The 23,026-nt window shown below is 70.8% G+C and carries 23 protein-coding genes; 11 read left to right on the top strand and 12 right to left on the bottom strand.

The features are described from left to right. Positions 1-7 precede the first annotated feature (7 nt). The 5 genes from C4V41_RS09235 to C4V41_RS09215 form a co-directional block, all read right to left on the bottom strand. Positions 8-871, bottom strand: coding sequence for a sugar phosphate isomerase/epimerase family protein (locus C4V41_RS09235; protein WP_103955328.1), 864 nt, complete (start codon positions 869-871; stop codon positions 8-10). Then, positions 868-2,034 (bottom strand): dihydrodipicolinate synthase family protein, encoded by a 1,167-nt coding sequence (locus C4V41_RS09230; RefSeq protein WP_103955327.1) that lies wholly within the window; start codon positions 2,032-2,034, stop codon positions 868-870. Before C4V41_RS09230 ends, C4V41_RS09235 begins: the two co-directional genes overlap by 4 nt. Beyond that, positions 2,031-3,176, bottom strand: a complete 1,146-nt coding sequence (locus C4V41_RS09225) for a Gfo/Idh/MocA family protein (RefSeq protein ID WP_103955326.1) — start codon at positions 3,174-3,176, stop codon at positions 2,031-2,033. The genes C4V41_RS09230 and C4V41_RS09225 overlap by 4 nt, the downstream gene beginning before the upstream one ends. A gap of 166 nt (positions 3,177-3,342) precedes the next feature. Continuing rightward, entirely contained in the window at positions 3,343-4,569 is a 1,227-nt protein-coding gene (locus C4V41_RS09220) for an HRDC domain-containing protein (protein ID WP_103955325.1), read from the bottom strand. Between the two features lie 45 nt (positions 4,570-4,614). Continuing rightward, positions 4,615-5,211 carry a DUF3000 domain-containing protein gene (locus C4V41_RS09215; RefSeq protein ID WP_103955324.1) on the bottom strand — a complete coding sequence of 199 codons (597 nt, stop codon included), beginning with the start codon at positions 5,209-5,211 and terminating at the stop codon, positions 4,615-4,617. A gap of 560 nt (positions 5,212-5,771) precedes the next feature. On the opposite strand from C4V41_RS09215, the gene hemE reads away from it, so the two are divergent. Beyond that, positions 5,772-6,833, top strand: a complete 1,062-nt coding sequence (gene hemE, locus C4V41_RS09205; RefSeq protein WP_103955713.1) for a uroporphyrinogen decarboxylase — start codon at positions 5,772-5,774, stop codon at positions 6,831-6,833. Positions 6,834-6,892: 59 nt separating this feature from the next. Here hemE and C4V41_RS09200 read toward each other — a convergent pair whose 3' ends face one another. Then, positions 6,893-7,855, bottom strand: coding sequence for a DUF4349 domain-containing protein (locus tag C4V41_RS09200; protein WP_160150226.1), 963 nt, complete (start codon positions 7,853-7,855; stop codon positions 6,893-6,895). A 108-nt stretch (positions 7,856-7,963) separates the two neighbouring features. On the opposite strand from C4V41_RS09200, the gene hemG reads away from it, so the two are divergent. Further along, positions 7,964-9,367: a protoporphyrinogen oxidase gene (gene hemG, locus C4V41_RS09195; RefSeq protein ID WP_103955321.1), complete on the top strand. Its 1,404-nt coding sequence runs from the start codon at positions 7,964-7,966 to the stop codon at positions 9,365-9,367. A 5-nt stretch (positions 9,368-9,372) separates the two neighbouring features. Beyond that, positions 9,373-10,074 (top strand): hydrogen peroxide-dependent heme synthase, encoded by a 702-nt coding sequence (gene hemQ, locus C4V41_RS09190; RefSeq protein ID WP_103955320.1) that lies wholly within the window; start codon positions 9,373-9,375, stop codon positions 10,072-10,074. 261 nt (positions 10,075-10,335) lie between these two features. On the opposite strand, the gene C4V41_RS09185 is transcribed toward hemQ, so the two are convergent. Beyond that, entirely contained in the window at positions 10,336-10,617 is a 282-nt protein-coding gene (locus C4V41_RS09185; RefSeq protein ID WP_327536542.1) for an AAA family ATPase, read from the bottom strand. A gap of 310 nt (positions 10,618-10,927) precedes the next feature. Here C4V41_RS09185 and C4V41_RS09180 point away from each other — a divergent pair, with 310 nt between their 5' ends. Next, the gene (locus tag C4V41_RS09180) at positions 10,928-11,536 is read left to right on the top strand and encodes a hypothetical protein (protein ID WP_103955319.1); all 609 of its coding nucleotides are present in this window, start codon (positions 10,928-10,930) and stop codon (positions 11,534-11,536) included. Positions 11,537-11,694: 158 nt separating this feature from the next. Here the strand turns inward: C4V41_RS09180 and msrB are convergent, their stop codons facing one another. Next, on the bottom strand, positions 11,695-12,096 hold the full coding sequence (gene msrB, locus C4V41_RS09175) for a peptide-methionine (R)-S-oxide reductase MsrB (RefSeq protein ID WP_103955318.1): 402 nt from the start codon (positions 12,094-12,096) through the stop codon (positions 11,695-11,697). A 323-nt stretch (positions 12,097-12,419) separates the two neighbouring features. Between msrB and ligD the strand changes: the two genes are divergently transcribed. Both ligD and C4V41_RS09165 read left to right on the top strand, forming a co-directional pair. Further along, a complete protein-coding gene (gene ligD, locus C4V41_RS09170) occupies positions 12,420-13,421 on the top strand; it encodes a non-homologous end-joining DNA ligase (RefSeq protein WP_103955317.1) in 1,002 nt (333 codons plus the stop codon). After that, positions 13,387-14,007 carry a hypothetical protein gene (locus C4V41_RS09165; protein WP_146103596.1) on the top strand — a complete coding sequence of 207 codons (621 nt, stop codon included), beginning with the start codon at positions 13,387-13,389 and terminating at the stop codon, positions 14,005-14,007. Before ligD ends, C4V41_RS09165 begins: the two co-directional genes overlap by 35 nt. 3 nt (positions 14,008-14,010) lie before the next feature. Here C4V41_RS09165 and C4V41_RS09160 read toward each other — a convergent pair whose 3' ends face one another. Continuing rightward, a complete protein-coding gene (locus C4V41_RS09160) occupies positions 14,011-14,820 on the bottom strand; it encodes an MBL fold metallo-hydrolase (protein ID WP_103955315.1) in 810 nt (269 codons plus the stop codon). 265 nt (positions 14,821-15,085) lie between these two features. Here C4V41_RS09160 and C4V41_RS09155 point away from each other — a divergent pair, with 265 nt between their 5' ends. Both C4V41_RS09155 and C4V41_RS09150 read left to right on the top strand, forming a co-directional pair. Then, entirely contained in the window at positions 15,086-15,523 is a 438-nt protein-coding gene (locus tag C4V41_RS09155) for a hypothetical protein (RefSeq protein WP_103955314.1), read from the top strand. Position 15,524: 1 nt separating this feature from the next. Next, positions 15,525-16,190, top strand: a complete 666-nt coding sequence (locus tag C4V41_RS09150) for a class F sortase (RefSeq protein WP_103955313.1) — start codon at positions 15,525-15,527, stop codon at positions 16,188-16,190. On the opposite strand, the gene C4V41_RS09145 is transcribed toward C4V41_RS09150, so the two are convergent. After that, positions 16,191-18,338 carry an acyl-CoA dehydrogenase gene (locus tag C4V41_RS09145; protein ID WP_103955312.1) on the bottom strand — a complete coding sequence of 716 codons (2,148 nt, stop codon included), beginning with the start codon at positions 18,336-18,338 and terminating at the stop codon, positions 16,191-16,193. Positions 18,339-18,676: 338 nt separating this feature from the next. On the opposite strand from C4V41_RS09145, the gene C4V41_RS09140 reads away from it, so the two are divergent. Both C4V41_RS09140 and C4V41_RS09135 read left to right on the top strand, forming a co-directional pair. Further along, positions 18,677-19,024, top strand: coding sequence for an RNHCP domain-containing protein (locus tag C4V41_RS09140; RefSeq protein WP_103955311.1), 348 nt, complete (start codon positions 18,677-18,679; stop codon positions 19,022-19,024). Between the two features lies 1 nt (position 19,025). Then, positions 19,026-19,424, top strand: a complete 399-nt coding sequence (locus tag C4V41_RS09135) for an RNHCP domain-containing protein (protein ID WP_103955310.1) — start codon at positions 19,026-19,028, stop codon at positions 19,422-19,424. A gap of 35 nt (positions 19,425-19,459) precedes the next feature. Here C4V41_RS09135 and C4V41_RS09130 read toward each other — a convergent pair whose 3' ends face one another. Together C4V41_RS09130 and C4V41_RS09125 are read right to left on the bottom strand one after the other, a co-directional pair. Beyond that, complete coding sequence (locus tag C4V41_RS09130; RefSeq protein ID WP_103955309.1) at positions 19,460-20,335, bottom strand: tetratricopeptide repeat protein; 876 nt, start codon at positions 20,333-20,335, stop codon at positions 19,460-19,462. A gap of 19 nt (positions 20,336-20,354) precedes the next feature. After that, a complete protein-coding gene (locus tag C4V41_RS09125; protein WP_235029995.1) occupies positions 20,355-21,788 on the bottom strand; it encodes an aldehyde dehydrogenase family protein in 1,434 nt (477 codons plus the stop codon). A 127-nt stretch (positions 21,789-21,915) separates the two neighbouring features. Between C4V41_RS09125 and C4V41_RS09120 the strand changes: the two genes are divergently transcribed. Then, positions 21,916-22,989 carry a class I SAM-dependent methyltransferase gene (locus C4V41_RS09120; protein ID WP_103955307.1) on the top strand — a complete coding sequence of 358 codons (1,074 nt, stop codon included), beginning with the start codon at positions 21,916-21,918 and terminating at the stop codon, positions 22,987-22,989. The last annotated feature ends 37 nt before the right edge of the window (positions 22,990-23,026 follow it).

The raw sequence follows: 23,026 nt of genomic DNA, 5'->3' as shown, positions 1-23,026 counted from the left end.
CCAGAGGTCACGGCAGGACCACGTCCTCGTAGCGGGCCTTCATCGTGGCCACCACCTCGTCGGGGTCGGCGGCCCAGATGTCGGCGTTGAAGATCTCCACCTCGACGTCACCGGAGTATCCGGCCGCCTGGACGGCCCGGGTGATCGGCCGGAAGTCGATCACGCCGTCGCCCATCATGCCCCGCCCGAGCAGCACGTCCGCCGGCAGCGGATGCAGATAGTCGCACACCTGGTAGGAGGCGATCCTGCGGCCCGCCCGCGCGACGTCCTCGGCCAGCCTCGGATCCCACCACACGTGGAAGGTGTCGACCACCACGCCGACCTGCTCCTCCGGGTACGGCAGGCTCAGTTCGAGCGCCTGGCCCAGCGTGGACAGGACCGCGCGGTCGGGGCAGTAGATCGGGTGCAGCGGCTCCAGGGCCAGCTTGACGCCGCGTTCCCCGGCGTACGGCGCCAGCTCAGCCAGCGCCTCCGCCACCCGCTCCCGCGCGCCGGCGAGGTCACGGGAGAAGCCGTCCGGCAGCGCCTCGCCGGGCTTGACCCCGGGCAGGCCGCCGACCACCATCACCAGGCAGGCCGCTTCGAGCTCGACCGCCTCGTCGATGGCCCGCCGGTTGTCCTCCAGCGCCTTGGCGAAGGCCGCGCGGCCCTCCTCGCCGGGCAGCCCGCCCGCCGTGAGGAAGCCGCCACGGCACAACGACGACACCCGCAGCCCGGCCGCGCGTACGAGCTTGACGCTCTCCGCGAGCCCCTGCTCGGCGACCTTCTCCCGCCACAGCCCGACCGCTTCGAGGCCGTGCCGCACGCACCCGTCCACGGCCTCGGCCACGGACCAGCGCCTGGTCGTCCACTGGTTCAGCGACAGACTCATAGCCCGTTCACCGCCAGCAGGGCCTTCATGCGGCGTACGGCCAGCTCCTGGTCGGCCAGCAGCCCGGCCTGGTCGGCCAGCCGGAACACCTCCGCCAGGTGCACCAGCGAGCGCGCCGACTGGGCGCCGTTCACCATGGCGAACGCGTCCTGGTGACCGTTCAGCCAGGCCAGGAAGACGATGCCGGTCTTGTAGTTGTACGTCGGGGTCTCGAAGATCTTGCGCGACAGGGCGACCGTCGGGGCGAAGATCTCGTCGTACTGGGCCAGCAGCCGCTCACGGCCCGCCTCGTCACAGGCGGCCTCGGCCGCGTCCAGCACCTGGAGCGCCGCGGCCGCCGCCGGGGCGATGGCGTCGAAGATGCCCAGCAGCGCGTGCGAGCCCGACTTGATCAGCGACGGGTAGTTGAAGTCGTCGCCCGTGTACAGCTTGACGCCCTCGGGCAGGGCCGCGCGCAGCCCGATCTCGTGCTCCTCGTCCAGCAGCGAGACCTTCACGCCGTCCACCATCGGAGCGTGGGCGTGGATCAGCTCCAGGAACGACTCGGTCGCCGCCGCCACGTCCCGCGAGCCCCAGTAGCCGGCCAGTTGCGGGTCGAACATCTCGCCCAGCCAGTGCAGGATCACCGGGCGGCCGGCCAGGCCGAACAGCTTGCCGTACACCTGGTGGTAGTCCTGCGGGCCCGACGCGACCCGGGCGAGCTGGCGAGAGGCCATGACGATCACACCGGCGCCGGCCTCCTGCACGGTCTCGATCTGCTCGGCGTACGCGGCCGTGATCGTGCCGAGGTCGCTCGCGCCGGGGGCGTGGTCGGTGCCCGCGCCGCAGGCGACCAGCGTGGCCGGGTCGCCGTACGAGCGGGCCTCAGCCGCGCTGCGCCGGATGAGCTCCTTGGTGGCCGCCCAGTCCAGGCCCATGTTGCGCTGGGCGGTGTCCATGGCGTCCGCGACGCGCAGGCCGTGCGACCACAGGTGACGGCGGAAGCGCAGCGTGGCGTCCCAGTCCACGGCGGCGGGGGAGCCGGGGGTGTTGTCGCCGAGCGGGTCGGCCACCACGTGGGCGGCGGCGTACACGATGCGGCTGGTGGCCGCCGTCTCGACCACCGGCCAGGCCGACGGCGGGCGCAGCGGGTACGCGCCGAAGCCGGGAAGGTCGATCCTCACAGCTGCGGCACCTCGATCCGGCGGCCCTCGGCGTTCGAGCGCAGGCCCAGTTCGGCGAGCTGCACGCCACGGGCGCCCGAGGCGAAGTCGTTCGGGAACGGCGCGTCCTCCACCACGTGCCGGACGAACGCCTCCCACTGGATCTTGAACCCGTTGTCGAACTCGGCGTTGTCCGGCACCTCCTGCCAGCCGTCGCGGAAACGCGCCGTGGCGGGCAGGTCGGGGTTCCAGACGGGCTTGGGGGTGGCGGAGCGGTGCTGGACGCGGCAGTTGCGCAGGCCCGCCACGGCGCTGCCGTGCGTGCCGTCCACCTGGAACTCGACCAGCTCGTCCCGGTTCACGCGAACGGTCCAGGAGGAGTTGATCTGGGCGACGATGCCGCCCTCAAGCTCGAAGATCCCGTACGCGGCGTCGTCCGCGGTTGCCTGGTACGTGTTCCCCTGCTCGTCCACCCGGGCGGGCACGTGCGTCACGGCCTGGGCGTAGACGGACTGGATGCGGCCGAACAGGTTCTCCATCACGTAGTGCCAGTGCGGGAACATGTCGAGCACGATGCCGCCGCCGTCCTCGGCCCGGTAGTTCCACGACGGGCGCTGCGCCTCCTGCCAGTCGCCCTCGAACACCCAGTAGCCGAACTCGCCCCGCACCGACAGGATCCGGCCGAAGAACCCGCCGTCGATCAGCCGCTTCAGCTTGAGCAGGCCCGGGAGGAAGAGCTTGTCCTGCACGACGCCGTTCTTGACGCCCTTGGCCGTGGCGGCCTCGGCCAGCGCGATGGCCTCCTGCGTCGACTCGGCCGTCGGCTTCTCGGCGTAGATGTGCTTGCCCGCCTCGATGGCCTTCAGCACGGCCTTGACGCGGGCGCTGGTGACCTGGGCGTCGAAGTAGATCAGGTTGTCGTCGGAGGCGAGGGCCGCGTCCAGGTCGGTGGTGAAATCCGAAATTCCATGCTTCGTAGCGATATCTGCAAGTTTGTCGGCATTTCGGCCGACCAGCACCGGCCTGAGCTTGACCCTGTCGCCGTCCGAGAGCGTGACGCCGCCCTGCTCGTTGATGGCCAGGACGGACCGGACCAGGTGCTGGCGGTAGCCCATCCGTCCGGTGACGCCGTTCATCACGACGCCGATGGTGCGCACGCTCATAAGGATCCCTTCAGGACAACACGCGGAAAGCGCTTTCCCGAACCGTACGGCCGGGCCACCGAAGGCGTCAAGTAGTGAAAGCCTCAGGTGGCCGCCGGGTGACGACCGGGAACCTTCCCGGTCGGCCCCGGTTTCTCACCTTTGGTGATCGATGGGGAGCGCCTGCTCAGCGCTCGCCGCGTGTCTCCAGCCGCGCCAGGGCCTTGGCGATGGGCTGGGCGCTGAGCGTGAGCTGCCACTCGCGGGCGCCGAGCTCCCGCAACCTGGCGGTCACGCTCTCGTCGCTGATCTCGGCGGGCGGCTCCCAGGTCAGCCTGCGTACGGCGTCGGGCTGCAGCAGGTTTTCCGTGGGCATGTGGTGCTCGTCGGCCAGCGCGGCCACCACGGCGCGCGCCGCGGCCAGCCGTTTGGCGGCGGCCGGGTCGCGGTCGGCCCAGCGGTTGGGCGGCGGCGGCCCGTCGCCCGGCGTGCTGGGCGTGGGAAGCTGGCTCTCCGGCAGGGCGCGGGCCCTGGCCACGGCGGCGAGCCAGTCGCTCATGTGCCGGCGCGCGCTTCGCCCGGTGAATGCCGAAATTTCGGTCAATGCCTTCTTGGTACGAGGCCCTTCCAGCGCGGCGGTGACGATCGCCGCGTCCGGCAGCACCCGGCCCGGCGCCAGATCGGCCTCGCGGGCGATCCGGTCGCGCATGGTCCACAGCTCGCGCACGATGGCGAGGGCGCGCACGTTGCGTACCTTGTGAATGCCCGACGTGCGCCGCCACGGATCCGACCGGGGCGCCGGCGGCGGGGTGTTGAGCACGGCGGCGAACTCCTCGCGCGCCCACTCCAGCTTCCCGCTCTCCGTCAGCTCCTGGTGGAGCACGTCGCGCAGCTCGACCAGCACCTCCACGTCGAGCGCCGCGTAACGCAGCCAGTCTTCCGGCAGCGGCCTGGTGGACCAGTCGGCCGCCGAGTGGCCCTTCTCCAGCCGCAGCCCGAGCACGGTCTCGACCATCGTGCCGAGCCCGACCCGCTCGTAGCCGAGCAGCCGCCCGGCCAGCTCGGTGTCGAACATCTCGCGCGGCTTGAACCCCACCTCCATCAGGCACGGCAGGTCCTGGGAGGCGGCGTGCAGCACGATCTCGGCGGCGGCCACGGCCTCGTCGAGCGCGGACAGGTCGGGGCAGCCGACCGGGTCGATCAGCGCGCTGCCCGCCCCGGCCCGGCGGAGCTGGACCAGGTAGGCACGGTTGCCATAGCGATAGCCCGAGGCGCGCTCGGCGTCGACCGCGACGGGACCGGTGCCCGCGGCGAACCGCGCCACGACCTCGGCCAGCCCGCCGGCGTCGGCGACGACTGCCGGAATGCCCTCGCGCGGCTCGAGCAGTGGCTCGACTGTGCGTTCTTCTGTCATGAGTTCACCGACCTCATGACGCTGGTGCCGTATTGACTGGTGCCCTCACTTCGTTCGGTCACTCTCCGGATCATCGCGTCGGCGGGGCAGGGCGGCCACGTCCGGCGGGAGCGGCGGGATCCCCGCCGCCAGGCACATGAGGTCGCACCAGGCGGCGACATGGCCGGACAGATCCTCCTGCGCGGGTGACCAGGAAGCCCGCAGCTCTAGCTCGGTCGTGACCGGATCGTCGGCCTTGTTACCGAAACCCTCGGACACGGCTCTTGTCACCGTACCGCCAGCGGCGGAGTAGTCGGCTTGATGGGCCTCCAGAGCCTCGGTCAGCCAGCTCCAGGCGACGGGGCCGAGCAGCGGGTCGGAGGTGATCTCCGGCTCCATGTCGGCCCTGACGTAGGCCACCAGCCGGAACGGGCCGTCCCATCCGCGCTGGCCGTCGGGGTCGTAGAGCAGGATCAGCCGGCCGACCGCGAGCTCTTCGTCCTCGCGGTAGACCGACGCGCCGATGGCGGCCGAGTAAGGGGCCAGCCGTTGCGGCGCGGGCAGATCCTCAAGCTCGATCTCCGGCCTGACCTCGGACAGCCGCAGGCTCTCCGCCGCGCGCGTGAACGCGGCGGGAGGTGGCGGCCGGTCACCGAGTGTCATAGCCGAAGCGTAGGTCGGAGAAGGGCGGAAGGGGACCACGGGGGTGCTCATCCTTCGTGATCAAGCCGCTGCCGTTACCAGCTGGCGAACCGGGCGGGTGGACTCGGCGGTGCCGAGAACGATCGCGTGACCGCACACGACACAGCCCCACTCGGGGCACTCGCCCGGCTCGTGCCCGTCAAGGCAGGGCGGCTGCTCGAACGGCCGCTCACCGGCGCAGGAAGGACAGCGCAGATCGCGGAGCTCTGGGGTCCACACACGAGTCATCGAACCGGGGCCTTTCTTCGGGTCGTGGCTCCGACGTTGGCACGAGCCGCTGACAATTCCCCGCAACGCGCTCGGCGTGTCCCGAAAGTGGTTCCTGAATCGATGCCGCGCGGTGGCTTGGCGAACATTTGGCCCAGTCGAGACCGGCTCTCTGGTCGGGCATGGGGTGTGTTCGACCCGTGTGCGACGCCGATGCCGAGCAGACCGGTAAACCTTCATCTGGCTATCTGATCATGATTTGGGGTGTCCAATGCATGTTTTTCCGACACCTCGCCGCCGTACGCTCCGGTGTCATGACCGGCCCCCGTGCATGGCACCCTGGTGGGGTGAACCTCGCCGACTCAGCGTTCCTGCGTGCCTGCCGCCGCCAGCCCGTCCCCCACACACCTGTCTGGTACATGCGCCAGGCCGGGCGGTCGCTGCCGGAATACCTCAAGGTCCGCGAGGGTGTGCCGATGCTCACCGCGTGCGCCACGCCCGACCTGATCGTCGAGATCACCCTGCAGCCGGTCCGCCGTTACGGCGTCGACGCGGCCATCTTCTTCAGCGACATCGTGGTCCCCCTCAAGGCCATCGGCATCGACCTCGACATCAAGCCGGGCGTCGGCCCCGTCGTGGCCGACCCGATCCGCGACGCCCAGGGCATCGAGGCGCTCCGGCCCCTCGAACCGGACGACGTCCCCTACGTCACCGAGGCCATCCAGGCCCTCACCGGCGAACTGGGCGGCACGCCCCTGATCGGTTTCGCCGGGGCGCCCTTCACGCTGGGCTCCTACCTGATCGAGGGCGGCCCGTCCAAGAACCACGACCGCACCAAGGCCATGATGTACGGGGCTCCGGAGCTGTGGCACGCCCTCATGGAGCGGCTGTCCGGCATCGTCCTCGAACACCTGCGCATCCAGATCGCGGCCGGCGCCTCCGCCGTCCAGCTCTTCGACTCCTGGGTGGGCGCGGTGGCGCCGGACGACTACCGCGAGTTCATCCTGCCGCACACCCGCCGCATCTTCGAGGGCGTCGCCGGGGTGCCCCGCATCCACTTCGGCGTGGGCACCGGCGAACTGCTCGGGGTGCTGGGGGAGGCCGGGGCCGACGTGGTGGGCGTCGACTGGCGCGTCCCGCTCGACGAGGCCTCCCGCCGGGTCGGGCCGGGGAAGGCCCTGCAGGGCAACCTGGACCCGGCGCTGCTGCTGGCGCCGTGGGAGGTCGTCGAACGCAAGGCCCGCGACATCCTCCGGCGGGGCGAGGCGGCCGAGGGCCACGTCTTCAACCTGGGCCACGGCGTCCTCCCCGCGACCGACCCCGACCAGCTCAAGCGCCTCACCGACCTGATCCACGAACACACCCCTGCGACCTGACCTCGGACCCGCTCGGCCGCTCTTGCGCTCCGCTCTCCAAAGTACGGCGGAAGGGCGGGTCAGATGGTCTCCGGGTCCGTGGGCGGGGGTGCGGGGCGCCGGGGGCGGTCACGGCGTACCAGGTAGACCACTACGGCGATCATGGGCAGTGAGACGACCAGCCACGGCAGGACCGCGCCGATCACCGTGAGTGCCGTCTTCGTGAAGGCGACCAGAGACTCCCAGCCCGCCTTCAACCCCCCGAGGAAGCCCGCCGGCTCCTCGGCCGGGTCTTCCACAACGGTCACCGGGCCGACCAGCCGGAGGGTCAGCGTGGCCATGGAGACCTGCGTCGCCAGCTCCTTCTGCTGTGCCTGCAGCGACTCCAGGTCCGACTCGCGCGCGGAGATCTCCCGCTCCACCTGCAGCACCTGGCCGATCGTGTCGGCCTTCTTCAGCAGCGTACGCAGCGACTCCAGGGACTCCCGCGCCGACTTCAGCCGGCTCTCGACGTCGGCCACCTGCAGGGTGACGTCCTGGGTGCCCTGGTTCATCGACAGTTGCCTGCCCAGGTCCTTGCCGAGCCGCCCGGCCACCTCCGCGTACTTCGCCGGTGGGACCTTGAACTCCAGCAGCGCGGAGTCCTCGGTGTCGCTGGCCGAGCTGGTCTCCTCCTTGGACAGGTAGCCCCCGGCCGTGGTCACGATCTGCTTGGCCTGCTGGACGGCGGTGCCGACCTGCTCGGCCCGCACGGTCATGCTGCCGGTGTAGATGACCTGGCGCTCCTGCTGGGTCACCTTGACGTCGGAGACGACGCCGCTGGCGGACTGCGGCTGCTTCTGCCGCACCTCCCCGCTCCGGCTGGACGTCTCCTGGTCGGCGGCCGGTGCCGGACCGGCGGAGTCGGCCATGGCGGGCGCGCGTACGGGGGACCCGGCGGATTCACCCGCGGCGCTCTGCGTCCCCCCACCGCCCCCGCAGCCGGCCAGGAACACGGCCACGCAGGCCGACGAGAGAGCGATGCCGTACCGGATTCTCCTCATGTTCATAAGACGGACCCCGGAGAAGCCCGGTTTGAACAAGGGAATTACGGTACGGTCACGCGGCCCCACGCGGCTGACCGAGCCGTTGAGGCGGTAGCGTCTGGAGGCGTGGAAGGGAATCGGGCCCACGTGGTCGTCGTGGGCGGGGGGATCGCCGGTCTCGCCGCCGCGTGGTATCTCCGTCAGGGCGCGGGCGAGCGGGTCAGGGTGACGGTGCTCGAAGGCTCCCCGCGAATCGGCGGCAAGCTGTACGCCTCGGAGGTCGCCGGGGTGAGCGTCGACGCGGGCGCGGAGTCCATGCTGGCCAGGCGGCCCGAGGGCAAGGAGCTGGCCAGGGCGGTCGGCCTGGGCGATGACCTGGTCTTCCCCGGCACCCTCCGCTCGGCGATCTACACCAGGGGCGCGCTGCGCTACCTGCCGAAGAGCCAGGTCATGGGCGTGCCCGCCGACCTGACCGAGCTGGCCAGGTCGGGCATCGTCTCGCCCGGCGGCCTGCTGCGCGTGCCGCTCGACCAGATTCTGCCGGCCACCCTCGTGCGCACCGACGTGTCCGTGGCCGCGTACATCCGCGCCAGGATGGGCGCCGAGGTCGTCGAGCGGCTGGTCGAACCGCTGCTCGGCGGGGTCTACGCGGGCCGGTCCGACATGTTGTCGCTGGAGGCCACGATGCCGCGCGTGGCGGCCGTGGCCCGGTCCGAGCGTTCGCTGCTCAGCGCCGCACGGCAGCTCGTCGAGGAGGCGCCGAAGGACGCGGGCCCGGTCTTCACCTCGCTGCGCAACGGCGTCGGCAGCCTGGCCGAGGCGGTCGCCAAGGCGTCGGAGGCCGACGTCAGGACCGGCGTCACCGTACGCGAACTGCACAGGACCGAGCAGGGCTGGCGGCTCGTCACCGGCCCCGTGCCGAGACCCGAGGCCGTCGAGGCGGACGCGGTGATCGTGGCCACGCCGGGGCCCGCCGCGAGCAGGCTGCTCAAGGCCGAGGCGCCCAAGGCGGCGAGCGAGCTGGCCAGGATCGAATACGCGAGCATGGCCGTGGTCACGCTGGCCTACCCGGCCGACGCCTTCCCCGAACCGCCCGCGGCCAGCGGTTATCTCGTGCCGCCCGTGGAGAAACGGCCGGTCAAGGCGGTCACGTTCAGCTCGGTGAAGTGGCCGCACCTGGCGAAGGACCTGGTGATCCTGCGCTGCTCGATCGGCCGCGTCGGCGAGGAGCACCTGCTGCAGCGCGACGACGCCGAGCTGGTGTCGCTGGCGATGGCCGAGATGGGCGACGTGATGGGCGTGCGCGGCCTGCCGGTCGACACCCGGGTCACGCGCTGGGGCGGCGGGCTGCCGCAGTACAACGTGGGCCACCTCGACCGGGTGGCCAGGGTCCGCGCCGCCGTGGCCGTGCAGCCGGGGCTCGCCGTGTGCGGCGCGGCCTACGACGGCATCGGGATTCCCGCGTGCGTCGGCACCGCCCGTACGGCCGCCGCCCGGATTCTGGAGCACCTCAACCTGCGAGGAGAATAGAGAACATGACAGAGGGCGCTCCGCGGCCGAAGGCCCGCGATCTCAACCAGGTGATCCGTTACACGATGTGGTCGGTGTTCCAGGCGACCGAGCCGTGTCCCAGCAACCGCGACGAACTGGCCGCGGAGGTGCAGGAGCTGATCGACCAGGCGGCCGGCAAGGACGTCGTGACCAGGGGGGTCTACGACGTGGCCGGGTTCAGGGCCGACGCCGACTTCATGTTCTGGTGGCACGCGCCCACGGCCGAGGACCTGCAGGACGTCTACTCCAGGTTCCGTCGCACCACGCTGGGGCGGCACAGCAGGCCCGTGTGGTCGGCGATGGCGTTGCACCGGCCGGCCGAGTTCAACAAGTCGCACATTCCGGCCTTCCTCGCCGAGGAGGAGCCGCGGGCCTATGTGAGCGTCTATCCGTTCGTCCGCTCGCTGGAGTGGTACCTGCTGGAGGACTCCGAGCGCCGGGCGATGCTGGCCGAGCACGGGAAGATGGCGCGTGACTATCCCGATGTGCGGGCCAACACCGTGGCGTGCTTCTCGCTCAACGACTACGAGTGGATGCTGGCGTTCGAGGCCGATGAGCTGCACCGGATCGTCGACCTGATGCGCACGCTGCGGGGGGCTCAGGCTCGCCGGCACACCCGGATCGAGATCCCGTTCTACACCGGGGCCCGCAAGCCGGTGCAGGAGCTCGTCGCCGCCCTGCCCTAGCGGGTGAGGGCGGCGTGGAGGCGCCAGGCGCCCAGGTGAAGAAGGCGGCCGCGTACGCCGTCAACATGCCGAGCTGCGGCAGGATGGTGGCGATCGTGCCGTCCCCGCGCAGCAGTTCGGTGAAGCCGTCCAGGGCCCAGGCGTGCGGGGTGACGTGCGCGATCTGCCGCATCGTGGCGGAGAACACGTCGAGCGGCACCATGGCGCCGCCGATCGCGCCCAGGCCCAGGGCGAGCAGCAGGCCCGAGCCGATCATGATGATCAGGCCCTGCGTAGCTCGCCCACCAGGCCCACCAGCTCCCTGCGGGTGCCCTCGGCCCTGATGCGGCCCAGGTCGATGATGCCGATGCGGTCGCAGAGGCGCTCGGCCTCCTCCATGTAGTGCGTGGTGTAGAGCACGGCGACGCCCTCGCCGGTCAGCGCGGCGACGCTCTCCAGGATGGCGTTGCGGCTCTGCGGGTCGACGCCGGCGGTGGGCTCGTCGAGGATCAGCGGGGGCGGGCGGTGCAGAAGGCCGACGCCGATGTTGAGACGGCGTTTCATGTCGCCCGAATACTCCTCGTCGACGGCTACGAGGTCGCCGAACGTTTTTCGTAAGTTCCGACATTTCAGGATCTCGTCCATGGACGCGTGAGCAGTCTGCTCAAAAAGATCAAGAAAGAGCAAGACCTGGTTGGCGATCCAACTGAATTGATCTACCCGCTTTGTCACAATCAGGAAATCGCGTGACGCGTTCCAAGGGGGCGAGGTGGGCGAGACCGGACATCATCGGCGGCGCGCGGGCGGCCGTCATGCGGTGGGGCGTACGAGGCGGGTGCGGCGTCGGAGAGGGACGAGGCCGCTGGTCGCCGGGGTGCTGGTGCTGGCCGGTGGGGCGGTCGTGCTGTACGCGGCCTCGATCGGGACTCCGGTCAGGTCTTCGCAGGTGGCGGCGGGGCCGGAGTTGGTCGAGCACCGGATCGGCGGGTCGTCCGAGCTGTCCGGGCGGGAGACCACGGCCGGTGCCGAGGCCAGGGCGCGTCAACTGCCCAGGCCGGCGCCATCCGCGTCCGCAGGGTCGATCGAGGGGGCCGCTCCCGAGGAATCGCCGGCGGGCGGCCCTGGCGCGGAGGACGGGGAAGGGTACAAGGCCGATGGGCCTTCGCGGCATACCGATCAGCAGGCGGCGCAGTATTTCCGTACGCACTGGACCACGGACGACAAGGCGTTGAAACGCCTCAAGGACATCCGCACGGTCGGCGGCTATTTGCGCATTTATACGGATCTACCGGAAAGCGCGGACAACTCCACGACCGCCCTCGCACTATGCGAACGCGGCCTGGAATATCTGCGCCTTCGCGGAGTGCGCGATCCGGTGGTGTTCGTCCAGGCGGAGTTTGGCGGGAACGGGAATCCGGTGCTCGCCAACATCCTCGGCCCCGCCGACCGTACCTGTCGTGTCACTCATCCCGCGCCGGACTGATCAACGGATCCGGACCCGCGTCTTGGCGCACACTTCGCACCGTTGCGTGTAGACGCGCCCGATGGTCTCGATCGTCACCCAGCGGTGGCGAAGATGGACAAAGCGCACACGCCACTCCTACCCGCCGTGAGCGATCGGTACGCCGTGTCGCTAGTCGATCACGGTTTGGGTTCGAGGCGCAAGGAGATCGAGTTGATGCAGTAACGATCATCCGTTGGCGTCGCGTAGCCCTCGCCGTGGAACACGTGCCCCAGATGCGAGTCGCACCGGGCGCACCGCACCTCGGTACGGACCATGCCATGGGCGCGGTCCTCGATCAACGTGACCGCGTCGGAGCCGGACGGCTCGAAGAAGCTCGGCCACCCGCAGTGCGACTCGAACTTCGTGTCGGACCGGAACAGTTCGGCGCCGCAGGCGCGGCACGAGTAGACCCCTTCGGTCTTGGTGTCGACGTACTCCCCCGTGAACGGGCGCTCGGTCCCGGCTTCCCTGAGGACGTGGAACTCCTCACGGGAAAGTTCGGTCCGCCACTCGGCCTCGCTCTTGACCACCTTGTCCATACGCCAAGAGTACGAGATCCGGCAAAAAGAGATCTCCGCAGGGTGAAGCATCCTTTCTAGGGCCAATTTGCGTCTTTGTCACCAAGGGGGTGTCATCGCCTCCTGCCAAGGGGTGAGATCGTCCGCGGATCCCTCTTAGCGGCACAGCCCACGCCCGTGCTGGCGCCGCTGGGGGTCCTGACGGCCGGCCGGGTGGCGCGCCAGCGCCCGGAACGGCCTTCGGGCGATCTTGGCGGCCCGTCCCGTCGAGCCCCCGGTCCCGCCACCGAGGCGGCTCCGGGGCGGGCCCACCCCGCTTGACGTCAGGGAGTAGGTTCGGTGGCATGGCATCGCCGTACATAGAGCTCGAGGTGGGGGATCGGACCGTCAAGGTCACCAATCCCGACAAGATCTACTTTCCTGAGATCGGCGCCACCAAGCGGGAACTGGTCGAATACTACGTGAGCGTCGGCGAGGGGGCGCTGCGGGCGCTCAAGGACCGGCCCACCAACCTGAAGCGCCACCCCGACGGTGTGCAGACCGAGGCGATCTACCAGAAGCGGATGCCGCCCAAGCACCCCGACTGGCTCGAATCCGTGACGGTGACGTTCCCGAGCGGCCGTACGGCGGAGTCGCTGCGGGTCACCGAGGTGGCGGCCATCGCCTACGGCGCCAACCTCGGCACCATCGACTTCCACCCCTGGCAGGTGCGCGCCGCCGATGTCGAGCACCCCGACGAGCTGCGCATCGACCTGGACCCGCAGCCGGGCCTGGAGTTCGACGCCGCCCGCAGGGCCGCGTTCCTGACTCGGGACGTTCTGGCGGAGTTCGGCCTGACCGGGTTCGTGAAGACCTCGGGCAACCGCGGCGCCCACATCGCCGTGCGCATCGAGCCGCGCTGGGACTTCATCCAGGTACGCCACGCGGGCATCGCCCTGGCCAGGGCGGTCGAGGAGCGCGATCCCGGCCTGGTGACGACGGCCTGGTGGAAGGAGGAGCGCGGGGACCGGGTGTTCATCGACTTCAACCAGAACGCCAGGGACCGCACGGTGGCCAGCGCGTACTCGATCAGGGCCAAGCCGCACGCGCCCGTCTCGGCCCCGCTCACCTGGGACGAGCTCGCGGACGCCGACCCGCGCGACTTCGACATCCGCACGGTGCCCGCCCGCTTCGCCAAGGTGGGCGACGTGCACGCGGCCATCGACGACCAGGCGTACTCCATCCAGCCCCTCCTCGATCTGTACGCCGAGGACGGGCGCGGCGACATGCCGTACCCGCCCAACTACCCGAAGATGCCGGGGGAGCCCAAGCGTGTCCAGCCCAGCAAGGCCCGATCGGACACGTGACGCCATGGGCCCGGCCGGAATCGACAGGATCGACCAGAGCCCCATCGCCGACGAGCACTTCCTCGCCTGCGCCGAGACGGTCTTCGCCGCCACCCACCGCGCTGAGCCCTGGAACTACCCCGAGCCGGTCATGGCCGGGGCGCTGGCCCGGTTCCGCCGGGACCTGGCGCTGCCCGGAACCGCCGCGAGCAGCCTCTGGCACCTGCCCCAGGGCCTGAGGCCGCCGCCGCCATCGCGGGAGCGGAAGGAGTGGAATCCGACCCGGCAGCCCGGCGCCTTCATCGTCATGCTCCTGTGCGGGCACTTGATCACCGGCGACGCCGGGACGGGGTCGCTCCGTGACTTCGCGCGGCCGTCGCCGGACGGTCCCGCGTGCCTGATCAGGCTCTGCGGCTGGTCCCGGCGGCCCATGGAGCTCCAAGTCCGGTTCCTGATGCACAGGCTCGACGTGGAGCGAGGATTCCTGCTCCTCCCGGAGGGCGCCGAGCCGCCGGCGTTCCTGCCGGTGCTCGGCTGGCGGAAGGAGCGGCAGGTGGCGGACGAGCTCACCGGCCTGTCGCTCGACGTCCACGGCGGGTCTCGGTGAGCGTCAGCGGCGTATGAGGTGGTGTGGCGCCAGTTCGCGGATTTCGCCCCGCTCCAGGTACACGACCCGGTCCGCCAGCCCCGCCTGCTCGATGTGGTGGCGGAAGTCGTCGAGCGGTGAGCTGAAGACCTCGTAGTCGTCGAAGTGCACCGGTACGACCGTGTGCGGGTTGATCAGGTCCACCCACGCGGCCCCCTGCTCGCCGTCCATCGTGAGCAGCGTGCCGAACAGCCTGGTGCCGCCCAGGTGCACGATGGCCAGGTCGATGTCGGGAAAACGGCGCGGGATCGAGTCCAGGCGGCGGTCGAGCAGGGTGTCGCCGCTGATGTGGAGGCGCAGCTCCACGCGTTCGTCCTGGTTGCAGAACTCCAGCATCGTGCCGATCACCGGCGGCATCAGCGCCTCGGCCACGCCGGGCGCGTGCTTGCCGGGCAGCGCGGTGATCTTGACCGTGCCGCCTGGCCCGCGCAGCTCGTGCTGGTGCCATTCCCGCAGCCCCACGCCGCCGTGGAAGCCGCGGCGGCGCAGCCGGCCGGCGGCCGCGGTGGTCGTGATGACGGGAACGTCCTTGTCCAGGTGCCGCTGCGCCACCCGGTCCCAGTGGTCGCCGTGCATGTGGGACAGCACCACCGCGTCGAGCGTCGGCAGGTCCTCGAACTCGACGGCCGGGTCCTTGAGGCGGCGCGAGGTCATGCCGTAGCCCAGGTACGCCCGCTGGCCCTTGTGCAGGAAGTTGGGATCCGTCAGCAGCGTGAAGCCGTTGTAGCGGATCAGGGTGGTCGCGTTGCCGATGAACTGCAGGCTTCCGTTCATGTCAGCTCACCCCGGATGCCGTGACCGCTCGGCGAGCAGCGTGGGCTTTTGTGTATTGATCATGGCTTTTGTCCCCCTTTGTAGCCATTCACTCTGCCACGTCAGCCCGAAGCCAAACCCTCCGTATCCGGCTGATTTCACTTCGGTCACATTACTTGACTCTCGGTCTAATAATTCGCAAGGCTCTCTTGTGCATCGGGGGCGCGACAACCGATTCTGGAGCCTTCTCATGGCAAGAGCTCGACGTCTCGCAGTGGCTGGAGCGGTGACCGCCTTCGTGGTCGCGGGCATGAGCGTGGGCACGGCCTCCGCCGCCGTCTCCGCCGCCACCTTCGGCGAGCCCGACCATCAACTGCCGGGCGCGGTGCCCACGTGCCTGATCCCGCTGCCCCTCCTGTGCGAGGACCCTCCCGACGACGACTGGTCGGGCACGCCCGCGCCCCAGGACTCCTGGTCGAGCGCCCCCGCACCCGTCGACTCCTGGTCGAACGCGCCCCATACGCCGGAACCGCGCGAGTCCGAGCCTCCGTGGCGGCCCGCGGGCGAGCGTGAGCACCGGGTGCCGCGAGGGCATCCGGAGACCGGCGGCGGCGGGCTGGCCGAGAGCGAGCCGGTGTGGCCGTTCGCGGTGGGCGGCGCGGCACTGCTGGCCGGCGGCGGGCTGGCCGGTTTCGCGGTACGCCGCCGCAAGGACGTCGCCTAACGTGCCCGGGTTCGGGCAGCGGGTGGTGGCGGGCGGGGCGGTCGTCGTCTCGCTGGGTGGCGTGCTGCTGATCGGGCTCGGATTGAGCGGCATGCTGGGCGGTGAGCCCGAGCCCCGGGCCGCCGTACGGAACGAGACCGGCCAGGCCCCCGCCCCGCTCGACGGCGTGCCTCTCTCCCGGAGGGCCGAGCCGATGAGGGCCGCCAGGCCCACGGCCGTCTACATCCCGTCCATCGGCGTCGCCGCGCCCCTGATGGAGCTGGGCCTGGACGCGAAGGGCGCCATCGAGAACCCGCCGTTCGACCCCCCGAACCAGGCCGGCTGGTACCGCTACGGCCCCGTGCCCGGCCAGCGCGGCGCCGCCGTGATCACCGGGCACCTGGACACCAGGACCGGCCCCGCCGTCTTCGCCCGCCTCGGGAGCGTCAAGCGCGGCGACCAGGTGCAGGTGCTGCGCGCCGACCGTACGGTGGCCGTCTTCGTCGTCGACAAGATCGAGCACACCCCGAAGAGCGGCTTCCCCGCCAAGAAGGTCTACGCCAAGCTGCCCTACGCGGGTCTGCGGCTGGTGACCTGCGGCGGGGCGTTCGACAAGCGGGCGCACAGCTACCAGGACAACACGATCGTGTACGCCCACCTCGCGGCCCCGTACCGGCTCAAGAGCTGATCAGGGGTCGCGCGGCAGGCCGAGGGCGCGTTCGGCGATGATGTTGAGCTGCACCTCCGTCGTGCCGCCGCCGATCGTGAACGCGCGGGTGGACAGGATCATCCGGTTCCAGTAATGATCGGCCGGGGCCAGCGACCAGCAGAACTCCGAGATCGCCTGAGCGTGCCGCATGCCGAGCAGCTTGCGCACGCTGGAGGCCGTCCCCGGGCCGGCGCCGGAGAGCTGCGAGAGCGTCACCCGCAGGCCGAGCGCCGAGATCGCCTGGCCCTCGGCCCACAGGCGGCCCGCCTGCTCGCGCCGCGCCTGCCGGAGCGGGGGCAGCCGGGTGATCGTCCTGATCATGTCGGTGTGCCGCGAGCCGGGGCCCCAGGAGTCGCCGAGCGCGACGCGTTCGTGGGAGAGCGTGTCGCGGGCCACCCGCCAGCCCTCGTCCACCGCGCCGACGACCTGGTCGTCCGGTACGAAGACGTCGTCCAGGAAGACCTCGTTGAAGATCTCGTCCCCGTTGATCTCCTTGAGCGGCCTGACGACCACGCCGGGGGAGGACATGTCCACCAGGAAGTACGAGATGCCGTTGTGCTTGGATTTTTCGGGTGAGGTACGGGCCAGGCAGATGCCCCAATGGGCGTACTGGGCGAGCGACGTCCAGATCTTCTGACCGGTCAGCGACCAGCCGGCCTCCACCCGCGTGGCCTTCGTCGACAGCCCGGCCAGGTCGGACCCGGCGCCCGGCTCGCTGAAGAGCTGGCACCACACGATCTCGCCCGTGAACGTCCTGGGCAGGAAGCGGTCCTGCTGCTCTCGGGTGCCGTACCGGACGATGGACGGCACCGCCCAGGCGCCGATGCCCAGGTTCGGACGTTCGAGGTCGCGGAACTCCTGATGGATGATCACCTGTTCGAGCGGTGAGGCGTCCCTGCCCCAGGGGTGGGGCAGGTGCGGCATGAGCCAGCCCTCGCGCGCGAACCTGCCGAGCCTGGCCTCCGGCTCTTCGGCCCGCAGCGACGCGGCCTGCGCCCGGACGGCCTCTCTGACGGGGGCGGCCTCGTCGGGCAGGTCCGGCTCCATCCGCCGCCGTACGCCCGCCACGGCCAGCCTCGTCACTTCCTCGGACCATGGGCCGGGGTCGCCGGCCAGCATCCGGTCGGAGAGGGCTCTGCGGTAGTAGCGGTGGGCGTCGTGCTCGTAGGTGTAGCCGATGCCGCCGAGCACCTGGATCGCGTCCGCCGCACAACGCACCGCCGCGTCGGGCCCGATCACCGCCGCCACGGCCACGGTCAGCGCACGCTCGGCGTCGGCGTCGGCGTCGGCGTCGGCGTTGTCGTCGTCGTCGGGGGAGTCATGGGCGGTTCGGGCGGCGTCCAGGGTTCTGGCGGCGTCCCAGACGGCGGCGCGGGCCTGTTCGAGTGCCACCAGGGCGCCGGCGACGCGGTGTTTGACGCCCTGGAACTGCCCGATGGGCCGCCCGAACTGCTCGCGCACCTTGGCGTGGTGGGCCGCCGTGGCCACCGCCCACGCCGCCACGCCGCACGCGTCGGCGCCGAGCAGCACGGCGGCGAGCTCCCGCACCGGGACGGCGCCGAGCAGCCGGTCGGCGGGTACGGAGCGCACCGTGACGGAGCACAGCGCCCGATCCAGATCGACGCAGTCGAGCGGTTCGGCGACGACGTCACCACGATCGAGCACGGCCCACCCGCCGTCCCCGGCCGGCACGACGAACAGGTCCGCGTCCGAGGCCCCCAGCGCGAGCACGGCCTCCCCGGCCGCCGGTTCCCCGGCCGCCGGTTCGGAGGCGCTGGGCGCCGGGTCGGCGCTCCAGGCCGCCCGGTCGGGGGGCAGGGCGACGGTGGCGGTCAGGGAGCCGTTGGTGAGGCCGGTGATCAGGGTCCTTCTGGCGGTGCCGGACCAGGCGAGGGCCGCGGAGGCCAGCACCGCCGGCAGGTACGGGCCGTGGACGCGCCGTTCGCCCAGCGCCTCCAGTGCCACGCACAGTTCCAGCAGCCCGTACCCCTGCCCGCCACACCCCTCAGGCAGGTGCAGCCCCAGCAGCCCCTGCCCCGCCAGGGCCGCGTGGTCGGCGTTCCGTCCGGCCAGCCCGTGCACCGAGGCGGCCAGGGCCAGATGTTCTTCGGTCAGCCCGATACCCATGACCTGAATTTAGAACCTTATTCGGTGCAGCTCCAGGCCGGAAAAACGGTTGGCGGGACGACCACTTGCCCGATTACGCTCGCGACTGTCCGGGAAGTCGAGTTCAGGTGGGCGACTTGCGCCACCGCGGAGGGAGCGAATCAATGCCTGGCACCGCGCCAAGTGCGCCTCGCCGTGCCGTGAGCGGTCCCCGCCTGATCTGAACGCCCGATCTGAAAGCTCGATCTGAACGATCGGCCGGACCGCCTGCCGTACCAGCATGCCCGCGAACACCGCGAGGCCCGCTCGGCGCTCCCTTGCTGCCCTGATGAAGAACATTCCGGCAAGGAGTACCCAGGTTGTCCACCAAGAACGTCCAGACCTTCCCGTGCGTACGCTGCGGCCTGACGGTCAACGCGCACGCCCCGGACGGCACTCGTCGCAATCATTGCCCGAGCTGCCTGCACTCACAGCACGTCCTCGACCGGATGGAGGGCGGCCCGTCGGAGTGCGGGTCGCGGATGATCCCCATTTCGATCGCCGTCCTGCGGACCGGCGAATGGATGATCATCCATCGCTGCACCCGGTGCGGTGAGCTGACGTCCAACCCGATCTGCGGAGACGACAACCAGCTCATCCTCATGCGCATGGCCGTACGGCCCCTGGCGCAGCCGCCGTTCCCGCTCGAAGCGTTCGGTGATCTGTGACATGCCGAGGAGGAACCCGGGCCGCGAACGGCCCCAACGCCGCAAACAGGTACACGATCACCAGGGGAACGCGTTCCGCTGCGTAGGCTGCCGGCTGGACGTGCCGATGGTCGCGCCGGGCACCGCGCACCGCAACCACTGCCCGCACTGCCTGACGAGCCTGCACGTCGACCACCGGATTCCGGGGGACAGGCGGGCGGCCTGCCGGGGCCGGATGGCGGCGCTGAGCGTCACCGTCCGGCACGACGGGGAGTGGCTGCTCATCCACTCCTGCCAGTCGTGCGGCGGGCTCAGCGCCAACCGCATCGCGGGCGACGACAACGCGCTGGCCCTGCTGCGCATCGCCGTCCGCCCGCTGTCCGACCGCCGCCTGCCGGTCAACGCCCTGCTGGCGCTGTAGAAGGCGGCCGGGCCGCCGCGGAGGTGGCCCGGCCGTCAGTCGCCGAACTCCAGGCGCAGCGCCAGGGTGAAGTCGGCGACCGCGGCCTCGTGCCGGTCCAGTTCCTGGAGGATCTCGCCCCGCACCCGGTACGCCCAGATGTACTCCGGATCCAGCTCGATCGCCCGATCCAGGTCCTTGAGCGCCCCTTCGTTGTCGTCCAGCTCGCTCAGCACCGCCGCCCGGCTCCCCAGCGCCCGGTCGTTGTCGGGGTCCAGCTCCAGAGCCCGGTTCAGGTCGGTCAGCGCCTCCGCGTAACGGTCGACCATGCGCAGCGCCTCACCCCGCCGGCTCAGCGCCCGCGCGTACTCCGGGTCCGCCTCCAGAGCCCTGGCGTAGTCGTCGATGGCCTCCTCGTAGAGGTTCATCCGCTGGTAGAGGTCCCCGCGGGCCACCCACGAGTACGGCAGGTCCTCGTTGAGCGAGATGATCTTGCCGTGCTCGGCCAGCGCCTCGTCCAGCCGGTCGAGGTCCACCAGGACGTCCGCCTTCGCCTCCAGGATCCAGGGGGCGTCGGGGGAGAGGGTGAGCGCGTGCTCGAAGTCGGCCATGGCCTCCTCCAGGCGGCCCATCGCGGCGTAGGACTGGCCGCGCGAGCCGAGGGCGTACGCGCTGTCGGGCTCCAGCTTGAGCGCCTCGCCGAAGTCCTCCAGCGCGGCCTCGTACCGTTCGATGAGGCGGTGGCTCTCGCCGCGCAGCCGCCAGGCGCGGGCGCTGTCCGGCATCAGCGCGATCGACTCCGTCAGATCCGCGATCGCGGCGTCGTGGCGCGACAGCGCGATGTACGATTCGGCCCGGCTGCGCAACACCGAGGCACGAGACCGGGCGGCCGCCTCGGGCAGCCCGGAATGGTCCTTGATCCCCTCGCTCATGACGGGTAAATCTATCCAACTAGATCTGGATAATGGCCGCCTTTTCCCGGGTGTACTCCAGGACCGAATCGTGCCCGTAGCCGCTGTCCTTGACCCCGCCGAACGGCAGCCCCGGCGGCATCTGGCGGAACGTGTTCACCCACACCGTCCCGCTCTGCAGATCCCGGATGAACCGGTGGGCCCGGCCCAGGTCACGCGTCCAGACGCCGGCCGCCAGCCCGTACGGGGAGTCGTTCGCGATCGCCAGCGCCTCCTCGTCCTCGGAGAACGGGATGGCCACCGCCACCGGCCCGAAGATCTCCTCCTGGCAGATGCGCAGCGAATTGTCCGTGGTCGTGTAAAGCGTGGGCGCCACCCAGTAGCCGCCGGGCAGCGCGGGCACCACGTCGGCGCCGGTCCGGCCGCCGAAGAGCAGCTCGGCCCCCTCCTTCTCGGCCAGCTCCAGGTACGACGTCACGCGCTCGTACTGGCCGGCCGACACGATCGGCCCCATCGTCGTGCCCAGGTCCTGCGGATCGCCCAGCACCAGCCCGGCGCATACGCGCTCGATACGGCCCAGCATCTCGTCCCAGATCGAGCGGTGGACGAGGATGCGCGAGCCCGCCACGCACACCTGCCCGGCGTTGCCCGTGTAGATCGAGTTCACGGTGACGCCCTGGGCGGCGGCGTCGAGGTCGGCGTCGGGGAAGACGATGTTGGGCGACTTGCCGCCCAGCTCGAACGTCATCGGCTTCAGCGCGTCGGCCGACGCCCGGGTGATGGCCTGGCCGGTGGCCGTCGAGCCGGTGAGGCTGACCTTGCCGACGCCGCGGTGGCGTACGAGGGCGTCGCCGACCTCCTCGCCCAGGCCGCTGACGATGTTCAGCACGCCGGGCGGGAACACCTCCGCCAGCAGCTCGCCCAGCCGCAGCACCGAGGCGCTCGCCTGCTCGGCCGGCTTGACGATCACCGTGTTGCCGGCGGCCAGCGCGTACGCGGCCTTGGCGGAGAAGGTGGAGATGGGCGAGTTCCACGGGATGATGCAGACCGCCACCCCGTACGGCTCGCGCCGCGTCAGCCCGAGCGCGTCGGGCCCGAGCAGCACGGTGTCGCCCTTGACCGCCTCCAGGCACTGCCCGGCGGCCAGTTGCCACAGGAACGTCATCCCCGGCAGGTCCCGTTTCAGCGTGTCGCGCAGGATCCGCCCGTTGTCGCGCGTCTCCAGCCTGGCCAGCTCCTCGGCGTGCCGGCCGAACAGCTCCGACACCTGGCGCAGGAAGTGCGCCCTGGCCAGCGCGGGCAGCGCCGCCCAGGCGGGGAACGCCCGCCGCGCCGCCTCGACGGCCGCCTCGGCCTCCGCCGCGCCGGAGGCCGGGATGCGGGCCCACGCCTCGCCCGTGGCGGGGTCGACCGTGTCCATCATGCGGGGGGCGGGAACCAGTTCGCCGCCGATGAGATTGCGATAGTCAGGCACGTAACCAAGCATATGCTTGCTCAAATATCCCGGCCAGTGCCGAAACGCGGAAAGATCACGCAAAGCGCCCGGACGCGGACGCATAGTCGAGAGCGGGCCGGGCACAACCGCTCGCAGGGTGGTGGCTATGGCGTACAGAATGCTGGGCAAATTGGCGTACGGCTCTCGTTACGAAGAGGTTCCCTGGAGCCAGCGCGTCTACGTCCGGCCGGGGGAGCGGCTGATCCGCGAGGCGCAGTGGCGGCTCCTGCTCCGGCGGGCGCCCGTGATGACGCTGGCCGATTACGAGCGGCGGCGCGAACGGGGCGAGATCGAGGAGTTCCTGAGCTGCATGATGTGCGGGGAGTCCCGCCAGCAGCCGCTCTTCGAGCCGTCCGGCGACAAGGGCTGGCGCTACCACGTCGTCCGCTGCCCGGCCTGCGGCTTCCTCTACCGCAACCCCAACGTGCGCCCAGAACGCCTCGGCGACCTGTACGCCACCGGCTACAGCAGCTTCCTGACCGGCAAATACGCCGCCAACCGGCAACGCCGCTACGACCTGACCATGCAGGCGTTCGCCCCGGTCTTCGACGAGGGCAAGGAGCGCCGGCTGCTCGACTTCGGCTCCGGCGTCGGCCTGTTCCTGGAGCTGGCCGAGCAGCGCGGGTTCGACGCCTACGGCGTGGACCTGTCGCCGGAGTCCGTGGCCCAGGCCAACGAGCGGCTGAGCAGGGCGCGCACCTACCTCGGCGCGCCGCTGGACGTGCCGGACATCGCGGCGGGCGGGTTCGACGTGATCACGCTCTGGTCGGTGCTCGCGCACCTGCCGAGGCCCCTGGAGGACTTCGAGCGGTTCAGGAGCCTGCTGGCGCCCGGCGGGGTGCTGCTGATCCTGACGGTGAACGCGCGGTCGCTGCTGCTCAAGGCGTACGGGTCGAAATGGAGTGGCTTCACCAAGAACCACCTGATGTTCTACTCCGCGCGGACGGTGCGCACGCTGCTGCGCCGTACCGGCTTCGCGGGTGTGGCCTTCGCCCCGCACTACGGCGACACCATCGAGGCCGGCACCACGAAACTGCCCGCGGGCCTCGCCGCGCGGCTGCGCCGCAACGTCGAGCTCAGCGACGGCGGCAACATGATGCGCGTGCTGGCCTTCGCCGACGAGGAGGCGATCGGCCGGTACGGCGGCGGACCTCTCACGGTCCACCGCCTCAACGGCTAGACCCGTTTTTCCGCACGTCACCATTCGGCGGGGGCCC

The organism is Nonomuraea solani (assembly GCF_900108335.1).
GTDB classification, from domain to species: Bacteria; Actinomycetota; Actinomycetes; order Streptosporangiales; family Streptosporangiaceae; genus Nonomuraea; species Nonomuraea solani.
Note: the sequence above shows the minus strand (reverse complement) of the source record. Positions and strands in the feature narration are given on the sequence as shown.

Bases quoted from the DNA above. Each gene is read 5' to 3' on its own strand.
- C4V41_RS09235 (WP_103955328.1), bottom strand. From the start codon at position 871: ATGAGTCTGTCGCTGAACCAGTGGACGACCAGGCGCTGGTCCGTGGCC.
- C4V41_RS09225 (WP_103955326.1), bottom strand. From the start codon at position 3,176: ATGAGCGTGCGCACCATCGGCGTCGTGATGAACGGCGTCACCGGACGG.
- C4V41_RS09220 (WP_103955325.1), bottom strand. From the start codon at position 4,569: ATGACAGAAGAACGCACAGTCGAGCCACTGCTCGAGCCGCGCGAGGGC.
- C4V41_RS09215 (WP_103955324.1), bottom strand. From the start codon at position 5,211: ATGACACTCGGTGACCGGCCGCCACCTCCCGCCGCGTTCACGCGCGCG.
- hemE (WP_103955713.1), top strand. From the start codon at position 5,772: ATGACCGGCCCCCGTGCATGGCACCCTGGTGGGGTGAACCTCGCCGAC.
- C4V41_RS09200 (WP_160150226.1), bottom strand. From the start codon at position 7,855: ATGAGGAGAATCCGGTACGGCATCGCTCTCTCGTCGGCCTGCGTGGCC.
- hemQ (WP_103955320.1), top strand. From the start codon at position 9,373: ATGACAGAGGGCGCTCCGCGGCCGAAGGCCCGCGATCTCAACCAGGTG.
- C4V41_RS09185 (WP_327536542.1), bottom strand. From the start codon at position 10,617: ATGAAACGCCGTCTCAACATCGGCGTCGGCCTTCTGCACCGCCCGCCC.
- msrB (WP_103955318.1), bottom strand. From the start codon at position 12,096: ATGGACAAGGTGGTCAAGAGCGAGGCCGAGTGGCGGACCGAACTTTCC.
- ligD (WP_103955317.1), top strand. From the start codon at position 12,420: ATGGCATCGCCGTACATAGAGCTCGAGGTGGGGGATCGGACCGTCAAG.
- C4V41_RS09160 (WP_103955315.1), bottom strand. From the start codon at position 14,820: ATGAACGGAAGCCTGCAGTTCATCGGCAACGCGACCACCCTGATCCGC.
- C4V41_RS09145 (WP_103955312.1), bottom strand. From the start codon at position 18,338: ATGGGTATCGGGCTGACCGAAGAACATCTGGCCCTGGCCGCCTCGGTG.
- C4V41_RS09135 (WP_103955310.1), top strand. From the start codon at position 19,026: ATGCCGAGGAGGAACCCGGGCCGCGAACGGCCCCAACGCCGCAAACAG.
- C4V41_RS09130 (WP_103955309.1), bottom strand. From the start codon at position 20,335: ATGAGCGAGGGGATCAAGGACCATTCCGGGCTGCCCGAGGCGGCCGCC.
- C4V41_RS09120 (WP_103955307.1), top strand. From the start codon at position 21,916: ATGGCGTACAGAATGCTGGGCAAATTGGCGTACGGCTCTCGTTACGAA.